At 71.9% G+C, this 14,556-nt stretch carries 15 protein-coding genes and 1 pseudogene; 7 read left to right on the plus strand and 9 right to left on the minus strand.

Features of this window, described 5'->3' with window-relative positions:
* Positions 1 to 80: 80 nt before the first annotated feature.
* The gene (locus tag IF46_RS0103285; RefSeq protein ID WP_030486755.1) at positions 81 to 839 is read left to right on the plus strand and encodes a Bax inhibitor-1/YccA family membrane protein; all 759 of its coding nucleotides are present in this window, start codon (positions 81 to 83) and stop codon (positions 837 to 839) included.
* A gap of 46 nt (positions 840 to 885) precedes the next feature.
* Complete coding sequence (locus IF46_RS0103290; RefSeq protein ID WP_030486756.1) at positions 886 to 1,206, plus strand: hypothetical protein; 321 nt, start codon at positions 886 to 888, stop codon at positions 1,204 to 1,206.
* 2 nt (positions 1,207 to 1,208) lie between these two features.
* On the opposite strand, the gene IF46_RS0103295 is transcribed toward IF46_RS0103290, so the two are convergent.
* The 3 genes and pseudogenes from IF46_RS0103295 to IF46_RS0103305 form a co-directional block, all read right to left on the minus strand.
* Positions 1,209 to 2,471, minus strand: a complete 1,263-nt coding sequence (locus IF46_RS0103295) for an acetyl-CoA C-acetyltransferase (RefSeq protein WP_030486757.1) — start codon at positions 2,469 to 2,471, stop codon at positions 1,209 to 1,211.
* A 78-nt stretch (positions 2,472 to 2,549) separates the two neighbouring features.
* Positions 2,550 to 3,362, minus strand: coding sequence for an SGNH/GDSL hydrolase family protein (locus IF46_RS0103300; RefSeq protein ID WP_030486758.1), 813 nt, complete (start codon positions 3,360 to 3,362; stop codon positions 2,550 to 2,552).
* Positions 3,348 to 4,411 (minus strand): annotated as a pseudogene (locus IF46_RS0103305) (SGNH/GDSL hydrolase family protein); the annotation flags it as partial. The gene IF46_RS0103300 and the pseudogene IF46_RS0103305, both read right to left, overlap by 15 nt.
* A 150-nt stretch (positions 4,412 to 4,561) precedes the next feature.
* On the opposite strand from IF46_RS0103305, the gene IF46_RS0103310 reads away from it, so the two are divergent.
* Together IF46_RS0103310 and IF46_RS0103315 are read left to right on the plus strand one after the other, a co-directional pair.
* Positions 4,562 to 4,918, plus strand: a complete 357-nt coding sequence (locus tag IF46_RS0103310; RefSeq protein ID WP_030486760.1) for a YkvA family protein — start codon at positions 4,562 to 4,564, stop codon at positions 4,916 to 4,918.
* 72 nt (positions 4,919 to 4,990) lie between these two features.
* The gene (locus IF46_RS0103315) at positions 4,991 to 6,361 is read left to right on the plus strand and encodes a cystathionine beta-synthase (protein WP_030486761.1); all 1,371 of its coding nucleotides are present in this window, start codon (positions 4,991 to 4,993) and stop codon (positions 6,359 to 6,361) included.
* 40 nt (positions 6,362 to 6,401) lie between these two features.
* Here the strand turns inward: IF46_RS0103315 and IF46_RS0103320 are convergent, their stop codons facing one another.
* From IF46_RS0103320 to IF46_RS0103335, 4 genes are all read right to left on the minus strand, one after another.
* Positions 6,402 to 6,911 carry a GNAT family N-acetyltransferase gene (locus IF46_RS0103320; protein WP_030486762.1) on the minus strand — a complete coding sequence of 170 codons (510 nt, stop codon included), beginning with the start codon at positions 6,909 to 6,911 and terminating at the stop codon, positions 6,402 to 6,404.
* Entirely contained in the window at positions 6,908 to 7,837 is a 930-nt protein-coding gene (locus IF46_RS0103325) for a ribonuclease Z (protein WP_030486763.1), read from the minus strand. Before IF46_RS0103325 ends, IF46_RS0103320 begins: the two co-directional genes overlap by 4 nt.
* A 368-nt stretch (positions 7,838 to 8,205) precedes the next feature.
* The gene (msrA, locus tag IF46_RS0103330) at positions 8,206 to 8,868 is read right to left on the minus strand and encodes a peptide-methionine (S)-S-oxide reductase MsrA (RefSeq protein ID WP_030486764.1); all 663 of its coding nucleotides are present in this window, start codon (positions 8,866 to 8,868) and stop codon (positions 8,206 to 8,208) included.
* Between the two features lie 76 nt (positions 8,869 to 8,944).
* Positions 8,945 to 9,367: an HIT family protein gene (locus IF46_RS0103335; RefSeq protein ID WP_084597732.1), complete on the minus strand. Its 423-nt coding sequence runs from the start codon at positions 9,365 to 9,367 to the stop codon at positions 8,945 to 8,947.
* Between the two features lie 102 nt (positions 9,368 to 9,469).
* On the opposite strand from IF46_RS0103335, the gene IF46_RS0103340 reads away from it, so the two are divergent.
* The 3 genes from IF46_RS0103340 (at position 9,470) to ilvA (ending at position 13,333) form a co-directional block, all read left to right on the plus strand.
* Entirely contained in the window at positions 9,470 to 10,612 is a 1,143-nt protein-coding gene (locus tag IF46_RS0103340; protein WP_030486766.1) for a cystathionine gamma-synthase, read from the plus strand.
* A gap of 12 nt (positions 10,613 to 10,624) precedes the next feature.
* Complete coding sequence (locus IF46_RS0103345; protein ID WP_030486767.1) at positions 10,625 to 12,034, plus strand: amidase; 1,410 nt, start codon at positions 10,625 to 10,627, stop codon at positions 12,032 to 12,034.
* A gap of 78 nt (positions 12,035 to 12,112) precedes the next feature.
* Complete coding sequence (gene ilvA, locus IF46_RS0103350; RefSeq protein ID WP_030486768.1) at positions 12,113 to 13,333, plus strand: threonine ammonia-lyase; 1,221 nt, start codon at positions 12,113 to 12,115, stop codon at positions 13,331 to 13,333.
* A 61-nt stretch (positions 13,334 to 13,394) separates the two neighbouring features.
* Here ilvA and greA read toward each other — a convergent pair whose 3' ends face one another.
* Positions 13,395 to 13,892, minus strand: a complete 498-nt coding sequence (greA, locus tag IF46_RS0103355; RefSeq protein WP_030486769.1) for a transcription elongation factor GreA — start codon at positions 13,890 to 13,892, stop codon at positions 13,395 to 13,397.
* Positions 13,893 to 14,048: 156 nt separating this feature from the next.
* Positions 14,049 to 14,489: a DUF4307 domain-containing protein gene (locus IF46_RS0103360; RefSeq protein ID WP_030486770.1), complete on the minus strand. Its 441-nt coding sequence runs from the start codon at positions 14,487 to 14,489 to the stop codon at positions 14,049 to 14,051.
* Positions 14,490 to 14,556 lie beyond the last annotated feature (67 nt).

Here is a 14,556-nt window from a genome sequence, read left to right on the forward strand (position 1 = left end):
GTCCGCGCCGTTTGCCCGCCGCCGCCGGTCCGCCCGGGGCAGAGTGACTGCGAGGGGGTACGCGGGCGAAGGAGGCGGCGGTGCGCAGCAACAACCCGGTGCTCAACCGGCTGGACGAGACCGGCCGGGTGGAGGCCCGGGTGCTCGGTGCCCGTGACGTCGAGCCGATGACCGTCGACGACGTGGTGGTCCGTACCGTCGGGTTGTTGCTCGTCACCGGCGCTACCGCGGCGGTGTCCTGGGCGGTCATCCCCGACGCCGGGTGGCTGGGAGCGGCGCTGGCCGGCAGCGCGCTCGCCTCGATCGCGCTGGTCCTGGTCATCTCGTTTCGGCGGATCACCAACCCGGTGCCGATCGTCGGCTACGCCCTCCTCCAGGGACTGCTGCTGGGGGTGGCGAGCCGCGCCTTCGAGCAGGTCTACCCGGGCATCGTGGTGCAGGCGGTGGCCGGCACCTTCGGCGTCTTCCTCGGCATGGCGGCGCTCTACCGGGCCCGGGTGATCCGGGCGACGCCCCGGCTCGCTCGCCTGGTGATCGGCACCCTGCTCGGCATCGCCGTGCTGAGCGTGGTCAACCTGGTGTCGTACCTGATCTCCGGGCGACCGGGCCTGGCGGTCTACAGCGTCAGCGGGGAGGTCGGCTGGCTGCCGTACGTCTTCTCGGTGGTGGCCATCATCGCCGGGGCGTTCAGCTTCATCCTCGACTTCGACCTGGTCGAGCGCTCGGTGCGCGACGGTCGACCCCGCCGGTACGCGTGGCTGAGCGCGTTCGGCCTGCTCACCGGGTTGGTCTTCCTCTACTGGCAGCTGCTGCGGCTGCTCAGCTACCTGCGCCGCTGACGGCGGCGACCCGGCATGGTCGGTGCCGGCCGTAGACTCGACGGCGATGAGCGCAGCGGAGTTGGACAAGGCCGTGCAGTTGTTGGTCGGTCAGATCGCGCACTGGCAGCAGCCACGGTGGGCGGCGGTCGCGACGGCCGGCAACGTGTCCCGTGCCGACCTGGTGCACCGCCTGGCGCAGGAGATCGCCAACCTGGCCGCCGACGCCGAGGGGGCGCCTCGTCGGGTCGTGCCCCGGCTCGACAACGACCTGGCCCTGCCCGACCAGCTGCGGGTGGTCACTGCGGACCTGCTCGCCGCCGACCCGGGGGCCGAGGCGTTGACCCGGGCCGCCGCCGAGGTGACGGCGACCCGCAGCGCGCTCTGAGCTCAGCTCAGCCGTTCGAGCACCATGGCCATGCCCTGGCCACCGCCCACGCACATGGTCTCCAGACCGATGGTCTTGTCGTGCCACTCCAGCGCGTTGAGCAGGGTGCCGGTGATCCGGGCACCGGTCATGCCGAACGGGTGACCGACCGCGATGGCGCCGCCCATCACGTTCAGCTTCTCCTCCGGGATGCCCAACTGGCGGTAGGAGGGGATGACCTGTGCGGCGAACGCCTCGTTGATCTCGACGAGGTCGACGTCGCCGATGGTCATGCCGGCTCGGCGCAACGCCTGCCGGGACGCCTCGACCGGCCCGAGACCCATGATCTCCGGCGACAGGGCGGTCACCCCGGTCGAGACGATCCGGGCCAGCGGAGTGAGCCCAAGCTCCTCGGCCCGCTGGGCGCTCATCACCACCACGGCAGCCGCGCCGTCGTTGAGCGGGCAGCAGTTGCCGGCGGTGATCCGACCGTCCGGGCGGAACACCGGCTTCAGGCCGGCGACCGCGTCGAGGGTGACGCCGGCCCGGGGCCCGTCGTCGGTGCTCACCACGGTGCCGTTCGGCGTGGTGATCGGGGTGATCTCGCGGGCCCAGAAGCCGTCCGCGATGGCTTTCTCCGCGAGGTTCTGGCTGCGTACGCCGAACTCGTCCATGTCGGCGCGGGTGACGTCGTACACCTGGGCCAGGTTTTCCGCGGTCTGCCCCATGGTCAGGTAGATGTCGGGCAGCTCACCGGCCTCGCGCGGGTCGGTCCACACCTCGGCGTCGCCCTGGGAGCGGCGCTTCGAGCGCGCGCGGGCCGACCCGAAGCGTGGGTTCTCCCAGCCGCCGCCGACCAGGGCCTGCGCCTCGGGCGGTAGCCCGTCGGAGCTGCCCCGGGCATAGCGGGAGACCATCTCCACACCGGCGGAGACGAACACGTCGCCCTCGCCGGCCCGGATCGCGTGCATCGCCATCCGGGTGGTCTGCAACGACGAGGCGCAGTAGCGGGTCAGCGTGGCGCCGGGCACAGTGTCCAGACCGAGGAGGGTGGACACCACCCGGGCCATGTTGAAGCCCTGCTCGCCGCCGGGCAGGCCGCACCCGAGGTAGAGGTCGTCGATCGTGGTCGGATCGAGCGCGGGGATCTTGTCCAGCGCGGCCTGGACGATTGTCGCGGCGAGGTCGTCGGAGCGGACATCGCGCAGAGACCCCTTGTGCGCCCGGCCGATGGGGGAGCGGGCGGTGGCGACGATGACAGCGTCGCGGGACGACTCAATCGGCATGGACCAACGTTAACCCGCCGGTAACATGGCGCGGAAGAAGCCGGCGCGGCGGGAAATGTCACCCTGGCCGGGGGTGATCTAGCGCCGGGTCGTGGCCGCCGCAGCGGCGACGACCGCGGGCAGCAGCGCGTGCGCCCACACCCGGTAGCCGTCGGCGGAGGGGTGGAACCCGTCCGGGCAGAGCGTCCCCGCGTCGGCCCGGAACACCGGCCCGGTCTCGGTGCCCAGGTCGACAACCGAACCGCCCGCCTCCAGCACTGCCGTGGTCTGCGCGCGGGCCACCCGACGCCCGGCCCAGCCGACCACCTGGCGCAACGGAGGCGCGATGGCACGCGCCGCGCCGAGATCGGGGCAGGTGCCCACCACCACCTCGACGCGCGCCTCGCGCAGCCGGTGCACCGCCGCACCGAGATAGGCCGCGGCGTCGGAGGGGCGGCGCAGCCCGGTGGCGTCGTTCGCGCCGATCAGGATCAGCGCCACGTCGGGCCGTTCGCCGAGCAGGGCTCGGGCCACCTGGGTGGCGAGGTCCGTCGAGCGGGACCCGGAGACGCCGACGCTGGACAGGTGCACCCGGCGGCCGGCCGGGCCCTCGGCGAGCAGGTTGGCCAACTGCCCGCCGATGGTGTCCGTCAGGCGGTCGACACCCACGCCCAGCGCCGACGAGTCGCCCAGCAGCACCAGCCGCAGCGGGGGAGCACCCGCCCGGCCGATGGTGGCGCGCAGGGCCAGGCCCAACTCCGGTTGGGCGTAGCGCCGGTGCCGGGCGACGAACGCCTCACCAGCGAGGACGGCGGCACCACCAACGGTGCCGGCGAGCAGCGAGAACGCCGCCGCCCGACCCAGTCGGCCGGCAAGGCCGGAGGTCACGCCCCGCCCGCTGCGCTCGTTCATGCCAGTCCCTCCACTGTCGAGGTGTCCGAGGCGGACCCGTGCTGCGGCACCGCGCCGACACCGAAGAACGCCCGTCGGCGCAGCTGCGCCCACCGGCCGGCCGGCCCTCGGTCGCGGCCCCGGACCTGGACGCCACTGACCTCCGTGCCGGCGTGTCGGGCCGCCTCCTGCGCGGCCTCCGGCAGCGACCGTACGCCTCCGGCGCGCGTCGGTGTGGCCCGTCGCTCCGGCGTCGCGCCGAGAGCGGAGAGCATCGTCGGCAGGAGCGCGGCGGCGGCCATCGCGTACCCCTCGGCGGAGGGATGGAACCGATCCCAGGCGAACATCCGGGTCGGCTCGGCCGCGAACCGGGGGCCGAGCAGATCACCGAGGGAGACCGTCCAGCCGCCCGCCTCGACCACGGCCACCGTCTGGGCCGCGGCGAGTTGCCGGCTCCAGCGGCGGGCCAGCCAGCGCAGAGGCGGCTGGATCGGGCGGATCGCGCCCAGGTCGGGGCAGGTACCGACGACCACCTCGCAGCCGGCGTCGCGCAGGGTGTGCACCGCCTCGACCAGGTAGCGCACCGCCAACCCGCGCGGGGTGCGATTGGTGATGTCGTTGCCGCCGATGAGGATCACCGCGACATCGGGTCGGCACTCCAGTGCCGCCTCCACCTGGTGGCGCAGTGCCGCCGAGATGGCGCCGACCACCGCGAAGCGATGCAGTCGCACCGGCCGGTGCAGTCGACGGGACAGGCCGGTGGCGAGCAGCGCCCCGGGCGTCTCCCGACGGCGGTGCACGCCGTAGCCGGCCGCCGACGAGTCACCGAGCACGACCATGGTGAGCGCGGGACCGGGGAACTTCGCGCCGTACATCCCATCGCAGCGCGGCGGCGGCGCCTCGGCCATCGGAATGGTGCGTCGAGCCTGGCGGGCCTGACCGAGCAGCACCCCAGCGGTCGCCGCCGCGGTCGCCGCCGTGGCGCCCGTCCCGATGGCAGCCACGAGGGCGAAGCGCCGGGCCTGCCGCCAGCGCTCACCACCGGGTACGACGGAATTAGCCACCCCCATACCGCGACATTATCGCGCGGGCCCGACACGCCGCTGTCGTCGTGACGGCACCCGGGTGCCTGGAAACCGACGCGACGGGGTACCTGTGCTCCAGAGGCCGGCCGACTTGCGCCGACCCGCCATGCTGATCCGGCGGAGAGGAGCACGACGATGGGTAAGACACTGAAGCGCAGCGCGGCGTTCACGGCCCTGGCCCGGGCCTTCGCGGCCGGGGCACGCAATGGGCCGTCGATGGGCACGCGGTTGGCCGCGCTGCCCCGGATGATCCGAGCCACCGCCAAGGGGGAGTACGACGGTGGCCTTCGGCTGGCCCTGATGACGGCGGCGACGGCGTACATCGTCTCGCCGATCGACCTGCTCCCGGAGATCCCGCTGGCGATCTTCGGGCTGGCGGACGACGCCGTCATGATCACGTGGTTGGCCGGCAGCGTGCTCGCCGAGACCGAGCGCTTCCTGGAGTGGGAGACCCGCCGCAGCTCGGTCATCCCCGGGGGGCTGGTGCCCTGACGACACGTACGCTGGGCGGCGAGGAAACGTCTTCCCGGCCGCCACCGCCGGCGCCGCAACGAAGGGCACACCGTGCAGTACTACGACAACGTCGTCGACATGATCGGCAACACCCCGCTGGTGCGTCTGCGTAACGTCACCGAGGGCATTCAGGCCACCGTGCTCGCCAAGGTGGAGTACGTCAACCCGGGCGGCTCGGTGAAGGACCGGATCGCGCTGCGGATGGTGGAGGACGCCGAGGCCGCCGGCCTGCTCAAGCCCGGCGGCACCATCGTCGAGCCGACCAGCGGCAACACCGGCGTCGGGCTGGCCCTGGTGGCTCAGCTCAAGGGCTACAAGTGTGTCTTCGTCTGCCCCGACAAGGTCAGCCAGGACAAGCAGGACGTGCTCCGGGCGTACGGCGCCGAGGTGGTGGTCTGCCCCACCTCCGTCGCCCCGGAGGACCCGCGCTCGTACTACAACGTCTCCGACCGGCTGACCCGGGAGATCCCCGGCGCCTGGAAGCCCGACCAGTACAGCAACCCGGCCAACCCGCGCTCGCACTACGAGACCACCGGCCCGGAGCTGTGGAAGCAGACCGACGGCGGGCTCACCCACTTCGTGGCTGGCGTCGGCACCGGCGGCACCATCTCCGGCATCGGTCGCTACCTCAAGGAGGCTTCCGAGGGCCGGGTGCGGGTCGTCGGGGCCGACCCGGAGGGCTCGGTCTACTCCGGCGGCACCGGCCGGCCGTACCTGGTGGAGGGCGTCGGCGAGGACTTCTGGCCGGAGACGTACGACAGGGGTGTCGCCGACGAGATCGTCGAGGTCTCCGACAAGGCGTCCTTCGAGATGACCCGGCGGCTGGCCCGCGAGGAGGGGCTGCTGGTCGGCGGCTCCTGCGGGATGGCGGTGGTCGCCGCCCTGGAGGTTGCCCGTAAGGCCGGCCCGGACGACGTGGTCGTGGTGCTGCTGCCCGACGGCGGCCGAGGCTACCTCTCGAAGATCTTCAACGACTCGTGGATGGCCCGGTACGGCTTCCTCGACAACTCCGGCGCCGAGCCGACGGTGGCCGACGCGCTGGCCAGTAAGCCGGGCGGGCTGCCCGAGCTGGTGCACGTACACCCGACCGAGACGGTCCGCGACGCGATCGACTACATGCGCGAGTACGGCGTCTCGCAGTTGCCGGTGCTCAAGGCCGAGCCGCCCGTGGTGACCGGTGAGGTCGCCGGCTCGATCGCCGAGCGGGACCTGCTCGACGCGCTGTTCACCGGTCAGGCCCACCTGCACGACACGATCGAGCGGCACATGGGCGACCCGCTGCCGATGATCGGTGGCGGTCAGCCGGTGAGCGAGGCGGTGGGCCTGCTGGAGAAGTCCGACGCCGCCCTGGTCCTGGTCGACGGCAAGCCGAAGGGCGTCCTCACCCGCCAAGACCTCCTGGCCCACCTAGGCGCCCACTAACCCGCCCTCTGCCCCACTCCCACGCCCGGGGGTGGGGCGCTCAGAGCGGGCGGGTGTAGCGGAGTTGGGGCGTGAGGGCCGCGCCGATGTGCTCCTCGCGCTCCACTCCGGTAGGTGTCCAGCCGCCGCGCTCGTAGAAGGCGCGAGCGTGAGCGTTGTCCCGGAGCACCCAGAGCACGGCCCGCCGCCATCCTCGGGCCCGCATGGCGTCCAGGGCGTCCACCATCAGCGCGCGGCCAACGCCGCGGCCCTGCTCGGCCGGGTCGAGGTGGATCGCGTTGAGCAGCCCGGTGGTCGGGTCGTCCTCGTCGTCCGGGCCCAGGTGGCTGAAGCCGGCCAACACCCCGGCCCGCTCGGCCACGGTCATCCGGTGGGTGTCCCGCTCCCAGATCCACCGCTCGACCCAGTACCGGCCCATCGCCTCCGGTGTCGGGTCGGCCAGCGCCTCGGCCGGCAGGAAGGCGGAGTACGCGGCGACCCGGGAGCGCTGGTGCAGGGCACCCACCGCCATCAGGTCGCCTTCGGTCGCGGTGCGGAGCGTGACGATCATCCCGACGAGGCTACCCGGCGTGGCGGTAGCTGCACCGTGGTCAGATCCTCGGCGATGATCAGCTCACCGTCGAAGTGCGCGCGCGCCTCGTCGTGAAACCGGCGCGGGTCGGGGTAGCGCTGGGAGAAGTGGGTGAGCACGAGTCGGCGTACCCCGGACTCGGTCGCCACCCGAGCGGCCTGCGCCGCGGTCAGGTGGCCGACCTCGGCGGCCAGCGCGGCCTCCGACTCCAGGAAGGTCGACTCGATGACCAGCAGGTCGGCGTGCTCCGCTAGGGCGTACACCCCGTCGCAGAGGCCGGTGTCCATCACGAACGCGAACCGCTGCCCCGGCCGGGGTACGCTCACCTCGGCCCGGGTGACGCGGCGGCCGTCGAGGTCCAGGTGCCCGTCGCGGATCAGCTCGCCGACAGCCGGCCCGGCGATGCCGTACGCGGCCAGCTTCTCCGGCAGCATCCGGTGGCCGTCCGGCTCGACCAGTCGATAGCCGTACGTCTCGATGGGGTGCCGGAGTCGGCGTGCCTCCAGCGTGCCGCAGCGCAGGGCGATCTGCTGTCCGTCGGCCTCGATGGGCTCAACCTGCAGCTCGGCGGTCTCGTAGAAGGACGTGGCGTACCGCAGCCGGGTGAAGTATTCGGCACCGCCAGCGGGGAAGTGCACGGCGACCGGGTGCGCCACCCGGTCCAGGGAGAGCCGTTGGATGGTGCCGGGGAGGCCGAGGCAGTGGTCGCCGTGGAAGTGGGTGACGCAGATCCGGGTCAGATCGGTGGCGGTGACAGTGGTGTGCAGGAGTTGACGCTGACTGCCCTCGCCCGGGTCGAAGAGGATCACCTCGTCGTCCCAGCGCAGCACGTACCCGTTGTGGTTGCGTTGCCGGGTCGGCGCCTGACTGGCCGTCCCCAGCACCACCAGCTCGCGCATGGACATCGCCGGTCCTCCGGATATGGAGCGACCCCCGGGGCGCTCCGCGCTGGTGCGCGGGCCGGCTGGACTTGGCCGGCACCCCGGGGGTCGGGTGGCTGTCGTGGATTCGCCGCACCGCTGCCACACGGTCTCGACGATGGTGCTGGTGCCCGCCTTACGGCGAGCCGTTCACTGTCGAGGACAGCGGCTAGCTGACAGCCACCTCACGAGTCCGATTGCTATACAAGTCTGGACCACCTCCTTTCACGTGTACGGTCACGCTATCGAGTTCTCGGCGGGGTCTGCAACGGATTTCGATCACAGGCCCAAACGGGAATGCCCGGCCACCTCGTCGGCGGCCGGGCAATCACGACTGTGCAGGTGGGCGGCGGTCAGCCCGCGACTCGGGCCACGCCGACCGGGCAGCTCAGCCCGTTCGGGCCGTGGTTGCAGTACCCGTTCGGGTTCTTCGTCGGGGCCAAATATTGCTGGTGATAGTCCTCGGCGAAGTAGTAGCTGCCGAGCGGGGCGATCTCGGTGGTGATCTCACCCTTGCCGGCCCGCGTCACGATCGGCTGGAACGCGTCCCGGGACGACTCCGCGATGGTCCGCTGCTCGTCGGTGGTCGTGTAGATCGCCGAGCGGTACTGGGTGCCCACGTCGTTGCCCTGGCGCATGCCCTGGGTCGGGTCGTGGTTCTCCCAGAAGACCTTCAGCAGGTCCTCATACGTGATCTTGCTGGGGTCGTACACCACCTGGACGACCTCGGCGTGCCCGGTCCGGCCGGAGCAGGTCTCCTCGTACGTCGGGTTCTTGGTGATGCCACCCGCGTAGCCGGCGGAGGTGGTGTAAACCCCGGGCAGCGTCCAGAACAGCCGCTCGGCGCCCCAGAAACAGCCCATGCCGAAGACCGCGACCTGAAGGCCCTCCGGGAACGGGCCCTTCAACGGGGTGCCCAGCACCTCGTGGCGGTCGGCGACCGGCATGGCGATCGGGCGGCCCGGCAGGGCCTGGTCGGGCGAAACCATTTCGGCGTTCGTACGGCGCAAAAACACGGTGGGGATCTCCTCTCGTACCTCTCCCAGCGTGTAACACCGGAGGGTCTTGCTTCCTTACCCGTGTCGCCGTGACTCAGGCCCTACCCGGGAACTCGGCGGCGACCCGGTCTGCGTACGTCTGGGCCTCGGTGTCGTCGTGGTAGCGGGTGCGTGGCCAGAAAAAGCCCCGCAACCCGTCGCCCTTGGTCCGCGGGACGACGTGAGTGTGCAGGTGCGGTACCGATTGGGACACTTTGTTGTTCATCGCCACGAACGTCCCACCAGCGCCGAGGGCGGTCTCCACCGCCACCGCCAGCCGCTGCACCAGTGCGAAGTAGCCGGGCAGCAGGTCGGCTGGCAACTCTGCCAGGGTCACCAGGTGCACCCGGGGCACCACCAGCAGGTGCCCCTTGAACACCGGCCGGGTGTCCAGGAACGCCACCCCGTCCGGGGTGTCGGCCACCCGGAACGCCGGGACCTGACCCGTCACGATCCCGCAGAACACGCAACCGCTCATCGGCTCAGGCTATGCCGGCGACCACCCCACACGTCCTGGACGTGCCGCCGGGAGCGCGGGTTCCGCTCCAGCCCTCTCCGACGGGGCACTAGCCTCACCAGAATGAGTCACGGCTTCGAGACGCTCGCCATCCACGCCGGTCAGGACCCTGAGGCCCGGACCGGTGCGGTGATCCCACCGATCTACCAGACCAGCACGTACGCGCAGGACGCCGTCGGCGCGCCTCGCCTCGGCTACGAGTACAGCCGCTCGGGCAACCCGACCCGTGACGCGCTCCAGGAGTGCCTGGCGGCGCTGGAGGGTGGGCCGGTGGGGCTCGCGTTCGCCAGCGGCCTGGCGGCCGAGGACGCCCTGCTGCGGACCGTCTGCCAGCCCGGCGACCACGTGGTGATCCCGGACGACGCGTACGGCGGCACGTACCGGCTCTTCGCCCGGGTCGCCCAGCGTTGGGGCCTGGAGTTCACCCCGGCCAAGGTCTCCGACGCGGACGCGATCCGGGCAGCCGTGCAGCCCGGCCGCACGAAGATCGTCTGGGTGGAGACGCCGACCAACCCGCTGCTCGGCATCGCCGACATCGCCGCCCTGGCCGCCGTGGCACACGACGCGGGCGCCCTGCTGGTGGTGGACAACACCTTCGCCTCGCCGTACCTCCAGCAGCCGATCGCGTACGGCGCAGACGTGGTGGTGCACTCCACCACCAAGTACATCGGTGGGCACTCCGATGTGGTGGGTGGCGCGCTCGTCGTCGCCGACCCGGCGCTCGGCGAGGAGTTGCGCTACCACCAGAACGCGATGGGCGCGATCAACGGCCCGTTCGACGCCTGGCTCACCCTGCGCGGCATCAAGACCCTCGGGGTGCGCATGGACCGGCACTGCGACAACGCCGAGCGGCTCGCCGCGTACCTCGACGGGCACGCCAAGGTGGCCCAGGTGATCTATCCGGGGTTGCCCTCGCACCCTGGTCACGAGGTGGCCGCCAAGCAGATGCGCCGGTTCGGCGGCATGATCTCCTTCCGCGCTGCCGGCGGTGAGGACCACGCCGTGGAGATCTGCAACCGCGCCAAGCTCTTCGTGCTCGCCGAGTCGCTGGGCGGCGTGGAATCCCTGATCGAGCACCCGGGTCGGATGACACACGCAAGTGCTGCCGGCTCGCCGCTTGAAGTTCCCGGCGATCTCGTGCGACTGTCTGTCGGCATCGAGACGGTCGACGACCTACTCGCTGATCTGGAGCAGGCGCTGGGCTGACCGCTGGGAAGGATGGCCGTGCAGGACATCATGGCGACCTGGGTCGGAGCGACCGCCAAGCAGATCGCCCGGGGCGTACGCCGAGGTGACGTCTCGGCGACCCAGGTCGTCGCCGACCACCTCGAGTACATCTCCCGAGCCGACCGTGAGCTGGCTGCGTTCCGTGTCGTGCGCGGCGGCGAGGCGATCACCGAGGCGGAGAAGGTCGACGAGCAGGAAGACCTGGCCAACCTGCCGCTGGCCGGGGTTCCGGTGGCGGTCAAGGAGAACACCCCGGTCGCCGGCCTGCCCACCTGGAACGGGTCGGCGACCGCCCGCACCGACGTCGCGGAGACCGACCACGAGGTGGTGCGTCGGCTGCGCGGCGCCGGCGCGGTGATCCTCGGCGTGACCCGGATGCCGGAGTTGGGGCTGTGGGCACTCACCGACGACGACAGCGCGGTGACCCGCAATCCGTGGGACAGCACGCGTACCCCGGGTGGGTCCTCCGGTGGTGCGGCCGCCGCGGTCGCCGCTGGGCTGGTGCCGATCGCGCACGCCAACGACGGTCTCGGCTCGATCCGGATTCCCGCGGCCTGCTGCGGGCTTGTCGGGCTCAAGCCCGGTCGGGGTGTGGTCCCCTGCCAGCTCGGCGCGGACGACTGGTTCGGCCTCACCGAGCACGGCATGTTGACCAGCACGGTCGCCGACGCGGCGGTCGGCTTCTCGGTGCTCGCCGGTCGGCCTCCCGAGAAGCTGGTCCCCCCGCAGCGGCTGCGGGTGGGCGTCTCGCTGCGCTCTCCGGTGCGCGGTGTCGCACCGGACGCGCCCAACCGGGACGCGGTGGCCGCCGCCGGTCGGCTCCTCGCCGCCGCCGGGCACGACACGGTGCCGGCCGATCCGGTCTACCCCACCGCGCTCGGCCTGCAGGGCATCGCCACCTGGCTAGCCGCCGCTGCCGCCGACGTCCGGGCTTCCGGGCTGGACCGGCGTGGCCTGCAACGGCGTACCCGACGGCACGTCGCGCTGGGCGAGTGGGCGCAGCGTCGCGGCTACGTGCGGGAGGCGGACCGGGCCGCCTGGCGGCAACGGTCGGTCGACTTCTTCACCGACCACTCGGTCGACCTGCTGCTCACCCCGGCGCTGGCGACCGCGCCACCGGAGGCGGCACGCTGGTCGGAACGGCCCTGGCGGGCGAACATGAGCGCCAACATCCGGTACGCCCCGTACGCCGCACCCTGGAACATCGCCGGTCTACCGGCGATCGTCGTGCCGGTCGGCCGCCGCCCGGACGGCCTGCCGGTCGCCGTGCAACTGGTCGGCCCGCCCGGCTCGGAGTTGCTGCTGCTCGGTGTGGCCGGCCAGTTCGAGATGGCCGCCCCGTGGGCGCGCCATGCTCCCGGCTATCCGCGGGTCGGCACGGGGTCACCGGCCACCGCCTGATCGTCGGCGGCGGCCGGTGAAGCCGCACACTCCGGTGTCGCCGCCGAGGGCTCCGGGGGCGGGTGGCACGATCGGGGCATGACGGATTTGGTCGGTCTCGACGACGTGCGGGCCGCACGGGAGTTGCTCGCTGGCGTCACCCGCACCACCCCGCTGGAACCGTCACGCCCGCTCAGCGCGGCGCTGGGCGGGCCGACCTGGCTCAAGTGCGAGAACGTGCAGCGCGCCGGCTCGTACAAGGTGCGGGGCGCGTACGTGCGGATCTCCCGCCTGTCGGCGGCGGAGCGGGAGCGCGGCGTGGTCGCGGCGAGCGCGGGCAACCACGCGCAGGGCGTGGCCCTCGCCGCCGGCCTGGTCGGCACGCACGCCACCGTCTTCATGCCGGTCAACGCGCCGCTGCCGAAGGTGGCCGCCACCAAGGGGTACGGCGCACAGGTCGAGTTGGCCGGGAACACCGTCGACGAGTCGCTGGTCGCCGCGCACACCTACGCCGAGCGCACCGGTGCGGTGCTGATCCACCCGTTCGACCACCCGGATGTGATCGCCGGGCAGGGCACGGTGGCGTTGGAGATCCTCGAACAGTGCCCGGACGTGAAGACGATCATCACCGGGGTGGGTGGCGGTGGTCTGATCTCGGGCATGGCGGTGGCCGCGAAGGCGCTGCGACCGGACGTCCGGATCATCGGCGTCCAGGCGGCCGGCGCGGCGGCGTTTCCGCCCTCCCTGGTGGCCGGGGAACCGGTCCGACTGCCCGTCTTCTCCACCATCGCCGACGGCATCGCGGTCGGTCGGCCGGGGGAGATCACCTTCAACCACGTGCGCAAGCTGGTCGACGAGATCGTCACGGTCTCCGAGGAGGACATCTCCCGGGCCTTGCTGATGCTGCTGGAGCGCGGCAAGCAGGTGGTCGAGCCGGCCGGAGCGGTCGGTGTCGCCGCGCTGCTGGCCGGCGTGGTCGAGGTGGAGACACCGGTGGTCGCGGTGCTCTCCGGCGGCAACATCGACCCGTTGCTGATGCTGCGGGTGATCGAGCACGGGTTGGCCGCGGCGGGTCGCTATCTGCGCGTGACCGTCCGCTGTTCGGACCGGCCGGGGCAACTCGCGTCGCTGCTCAGCCAGATCGCCGAGCACCGGGCCAACGTGGTGGACGTGGAGCATCAGCGGGCCAACCCGCACCTGCGCCTCGGCGAGGTGGAGGTGGCGCTGTCGGTGGAGACCCGGGGGGTGGAGCACTCGGACACGTTGATCAGCGCGTTGCGGGCCAGCGGCTACCAGGTGGTCTTCGCGGCCGAGGCGTGACACCGGTAGGTGCCACGCCTCGGGTGCGCTGTGTCGGAGCGGGTGTTGCGGCCGGCGAGGGTCAGCCGGAGAACGGCTCGAAGCTGACCACCGTCACCTTGATGTCGGCGCCGCTCGGCGCCGTGTAGGTGCAGGTCTGCCCGGACCGGCCGCCCAGGATCGCCTTGCCGAGCGCGGACTCGGGGCTGTAGACGGTCAGGTCGGTGGTGGCCGCGATCTCCCGCGAACCGAGCAGGAAGGTCTCGGTGTCGCTGGTGTCGTCGTCGAAGTAGATCGTCACGACCATGCCGGGCGACACCGCGTCCGCCGTCGGCGCCGTGCCGACCTTCGCAGTGCGCAGCAGCTCCTGGAGGTAGCGGATGCGGCCCTCGGCCTTGCCCTGCTCCTCGCGGGCGGCGTGGTAGCCGCCGTTCTCCTTCAGGTCGCCCTCCTCGCGCCGAGCGTTGATCTCGGCTGCGATCACCGGGCGGTTGGCGATGTGCTCGTCGAGCTCGGCCTGGAGGCGGTCGTGCGCATCCTGCGACAGCCAGGTGGCGGGCGCCTCGTTGCCAGTGGACACAGGCGTACTCCTCAGTTGTGCGTGGCTGGCTGACAGGTGAATTACCAAGTTACCAGTGCGGTACGACACACCCTGTCGGCCATCACCGCCGGTGTCCGGATCCGACACCCGCGGTAGGCGCTCAGTCAGCCCTGCTGTCGATGCTGTTCGGGCAGCTCAGGACGGTGCTCGGCAGCGCAGAACCTCGCCGATGAACGGCCGCGCGGTGGTGGCCAGACGGTGCCGGGTCGTGACGTGCCGGTCGCCAGGACCGGCGGTCACGGTGACCTCTTCCCGGGCCACCTCGGCACCGGCTCGGTCCCGGGCACGCAACACGCAGACCGCCGATCCACCCGGCGGGACGGTCACCCGAAAGTCGACAAGCACCTGGTTGTCCGTGATGTCGGTGTACGTGATCACCTGGGCGTCGTAGACCGGGTCGCCGTACTGGCGGTAGAGCCGAACCGAGATCACGGTCAGCGTCGCCACGAGCGCCAGCAACGCCAGCGCGGCCAGCAGCGTACGGCGGCGCTTTCCGCCCGGTGCCCGACGGCGGCCGTAGCGCCCGGCCGGGAATACCGGCGCGCCTGGTGAAATTGTGGCGTGCGTCTCGGTCACCGGCGGGTATCTCCTGGCGTTGTTGTCGGCGGCATCGGCAAGAATGACAGAGCCCCATCCTCCCACC

This window comes from Micromonospora chokoriensis, assembly GCF_000718555.1.
GTDB lineage: Bacteria > Actinomycetota > Actinomycetes > Mycobacteriales > Micromonosporaceae > Micromonospora > Micromonospora chokoriensis_B.

Coding starts and splice junctions, on each gene's coding strand:
- IF46_RS0103290 (WP_030486756.1), top strand. CDS start 886: ATGAGCGCAGCGGAGTTGGACAAGGCCGTGCAGTTGTTGGTCGGTCAG.
- IF46_RS0103295 (WP_030486757.1), bottom strand. CDS start 2,471: ATGCCGATTGAGTCGTCCCGCGACGCTGTCATCGTCGCCACCGCCCGC.
- IF46_RS0103300 (WP_030486758.1), bottom strand. CDS start 3,362: ATGAACGAGCGCAGCGGGCGGGGCGTGACCTCCGGCCTTGCCGGCCGA.
- IF46_RS0103310 (WP_030486760.1), top strand. CDS start 4,562: ATGGGTAAGACACTGAAGCGCAGCGCGGCGTTCACGGCCCTGGCCCGG.
- IF46_RS0103320 (WP_030486762.1), bottom strand. CDS start 6,911: ATGATCGTCACGCTCCGCACCGCGACCGAAGGCGACCTGATGGCGGTG.
- IF46_RS0103325 (WP_030486763.1), bottom strand. CDS start 7,837: ATGTCCATGCGCGAGCTGGTGGTGCTGGGGACGGCCAGTCAGGCGCCG.
- IF46_RS0103335 (WP_084597732.1), bottom strand. CDS start 9,367: ATGAGCGGTTGCGTGTTCTGCGGGATCGTGACGGGTCAGGTCCCGGCG.
- IF46_RS0103340 (WP_030486766.1), top strand. CDS start 9,470: ATGAGTCACGGCTTCGAGACGCTCGCCATCCACGCCGGTCAGGACCCT.
- IF46_RS0103345 (WP_030486767.1), top strand. CDS start 10,625: ATGGCCGTGCAGGACATCATGGCGACCTGGGTCGGAGCGACCGCCAAG.
- ilvA (WP_030486768.1), top strand. CDS start 12,113: ATGACGGATTTGGTCGGTCTCGACGACGTGCGGGCCGCACGGGAGTTG.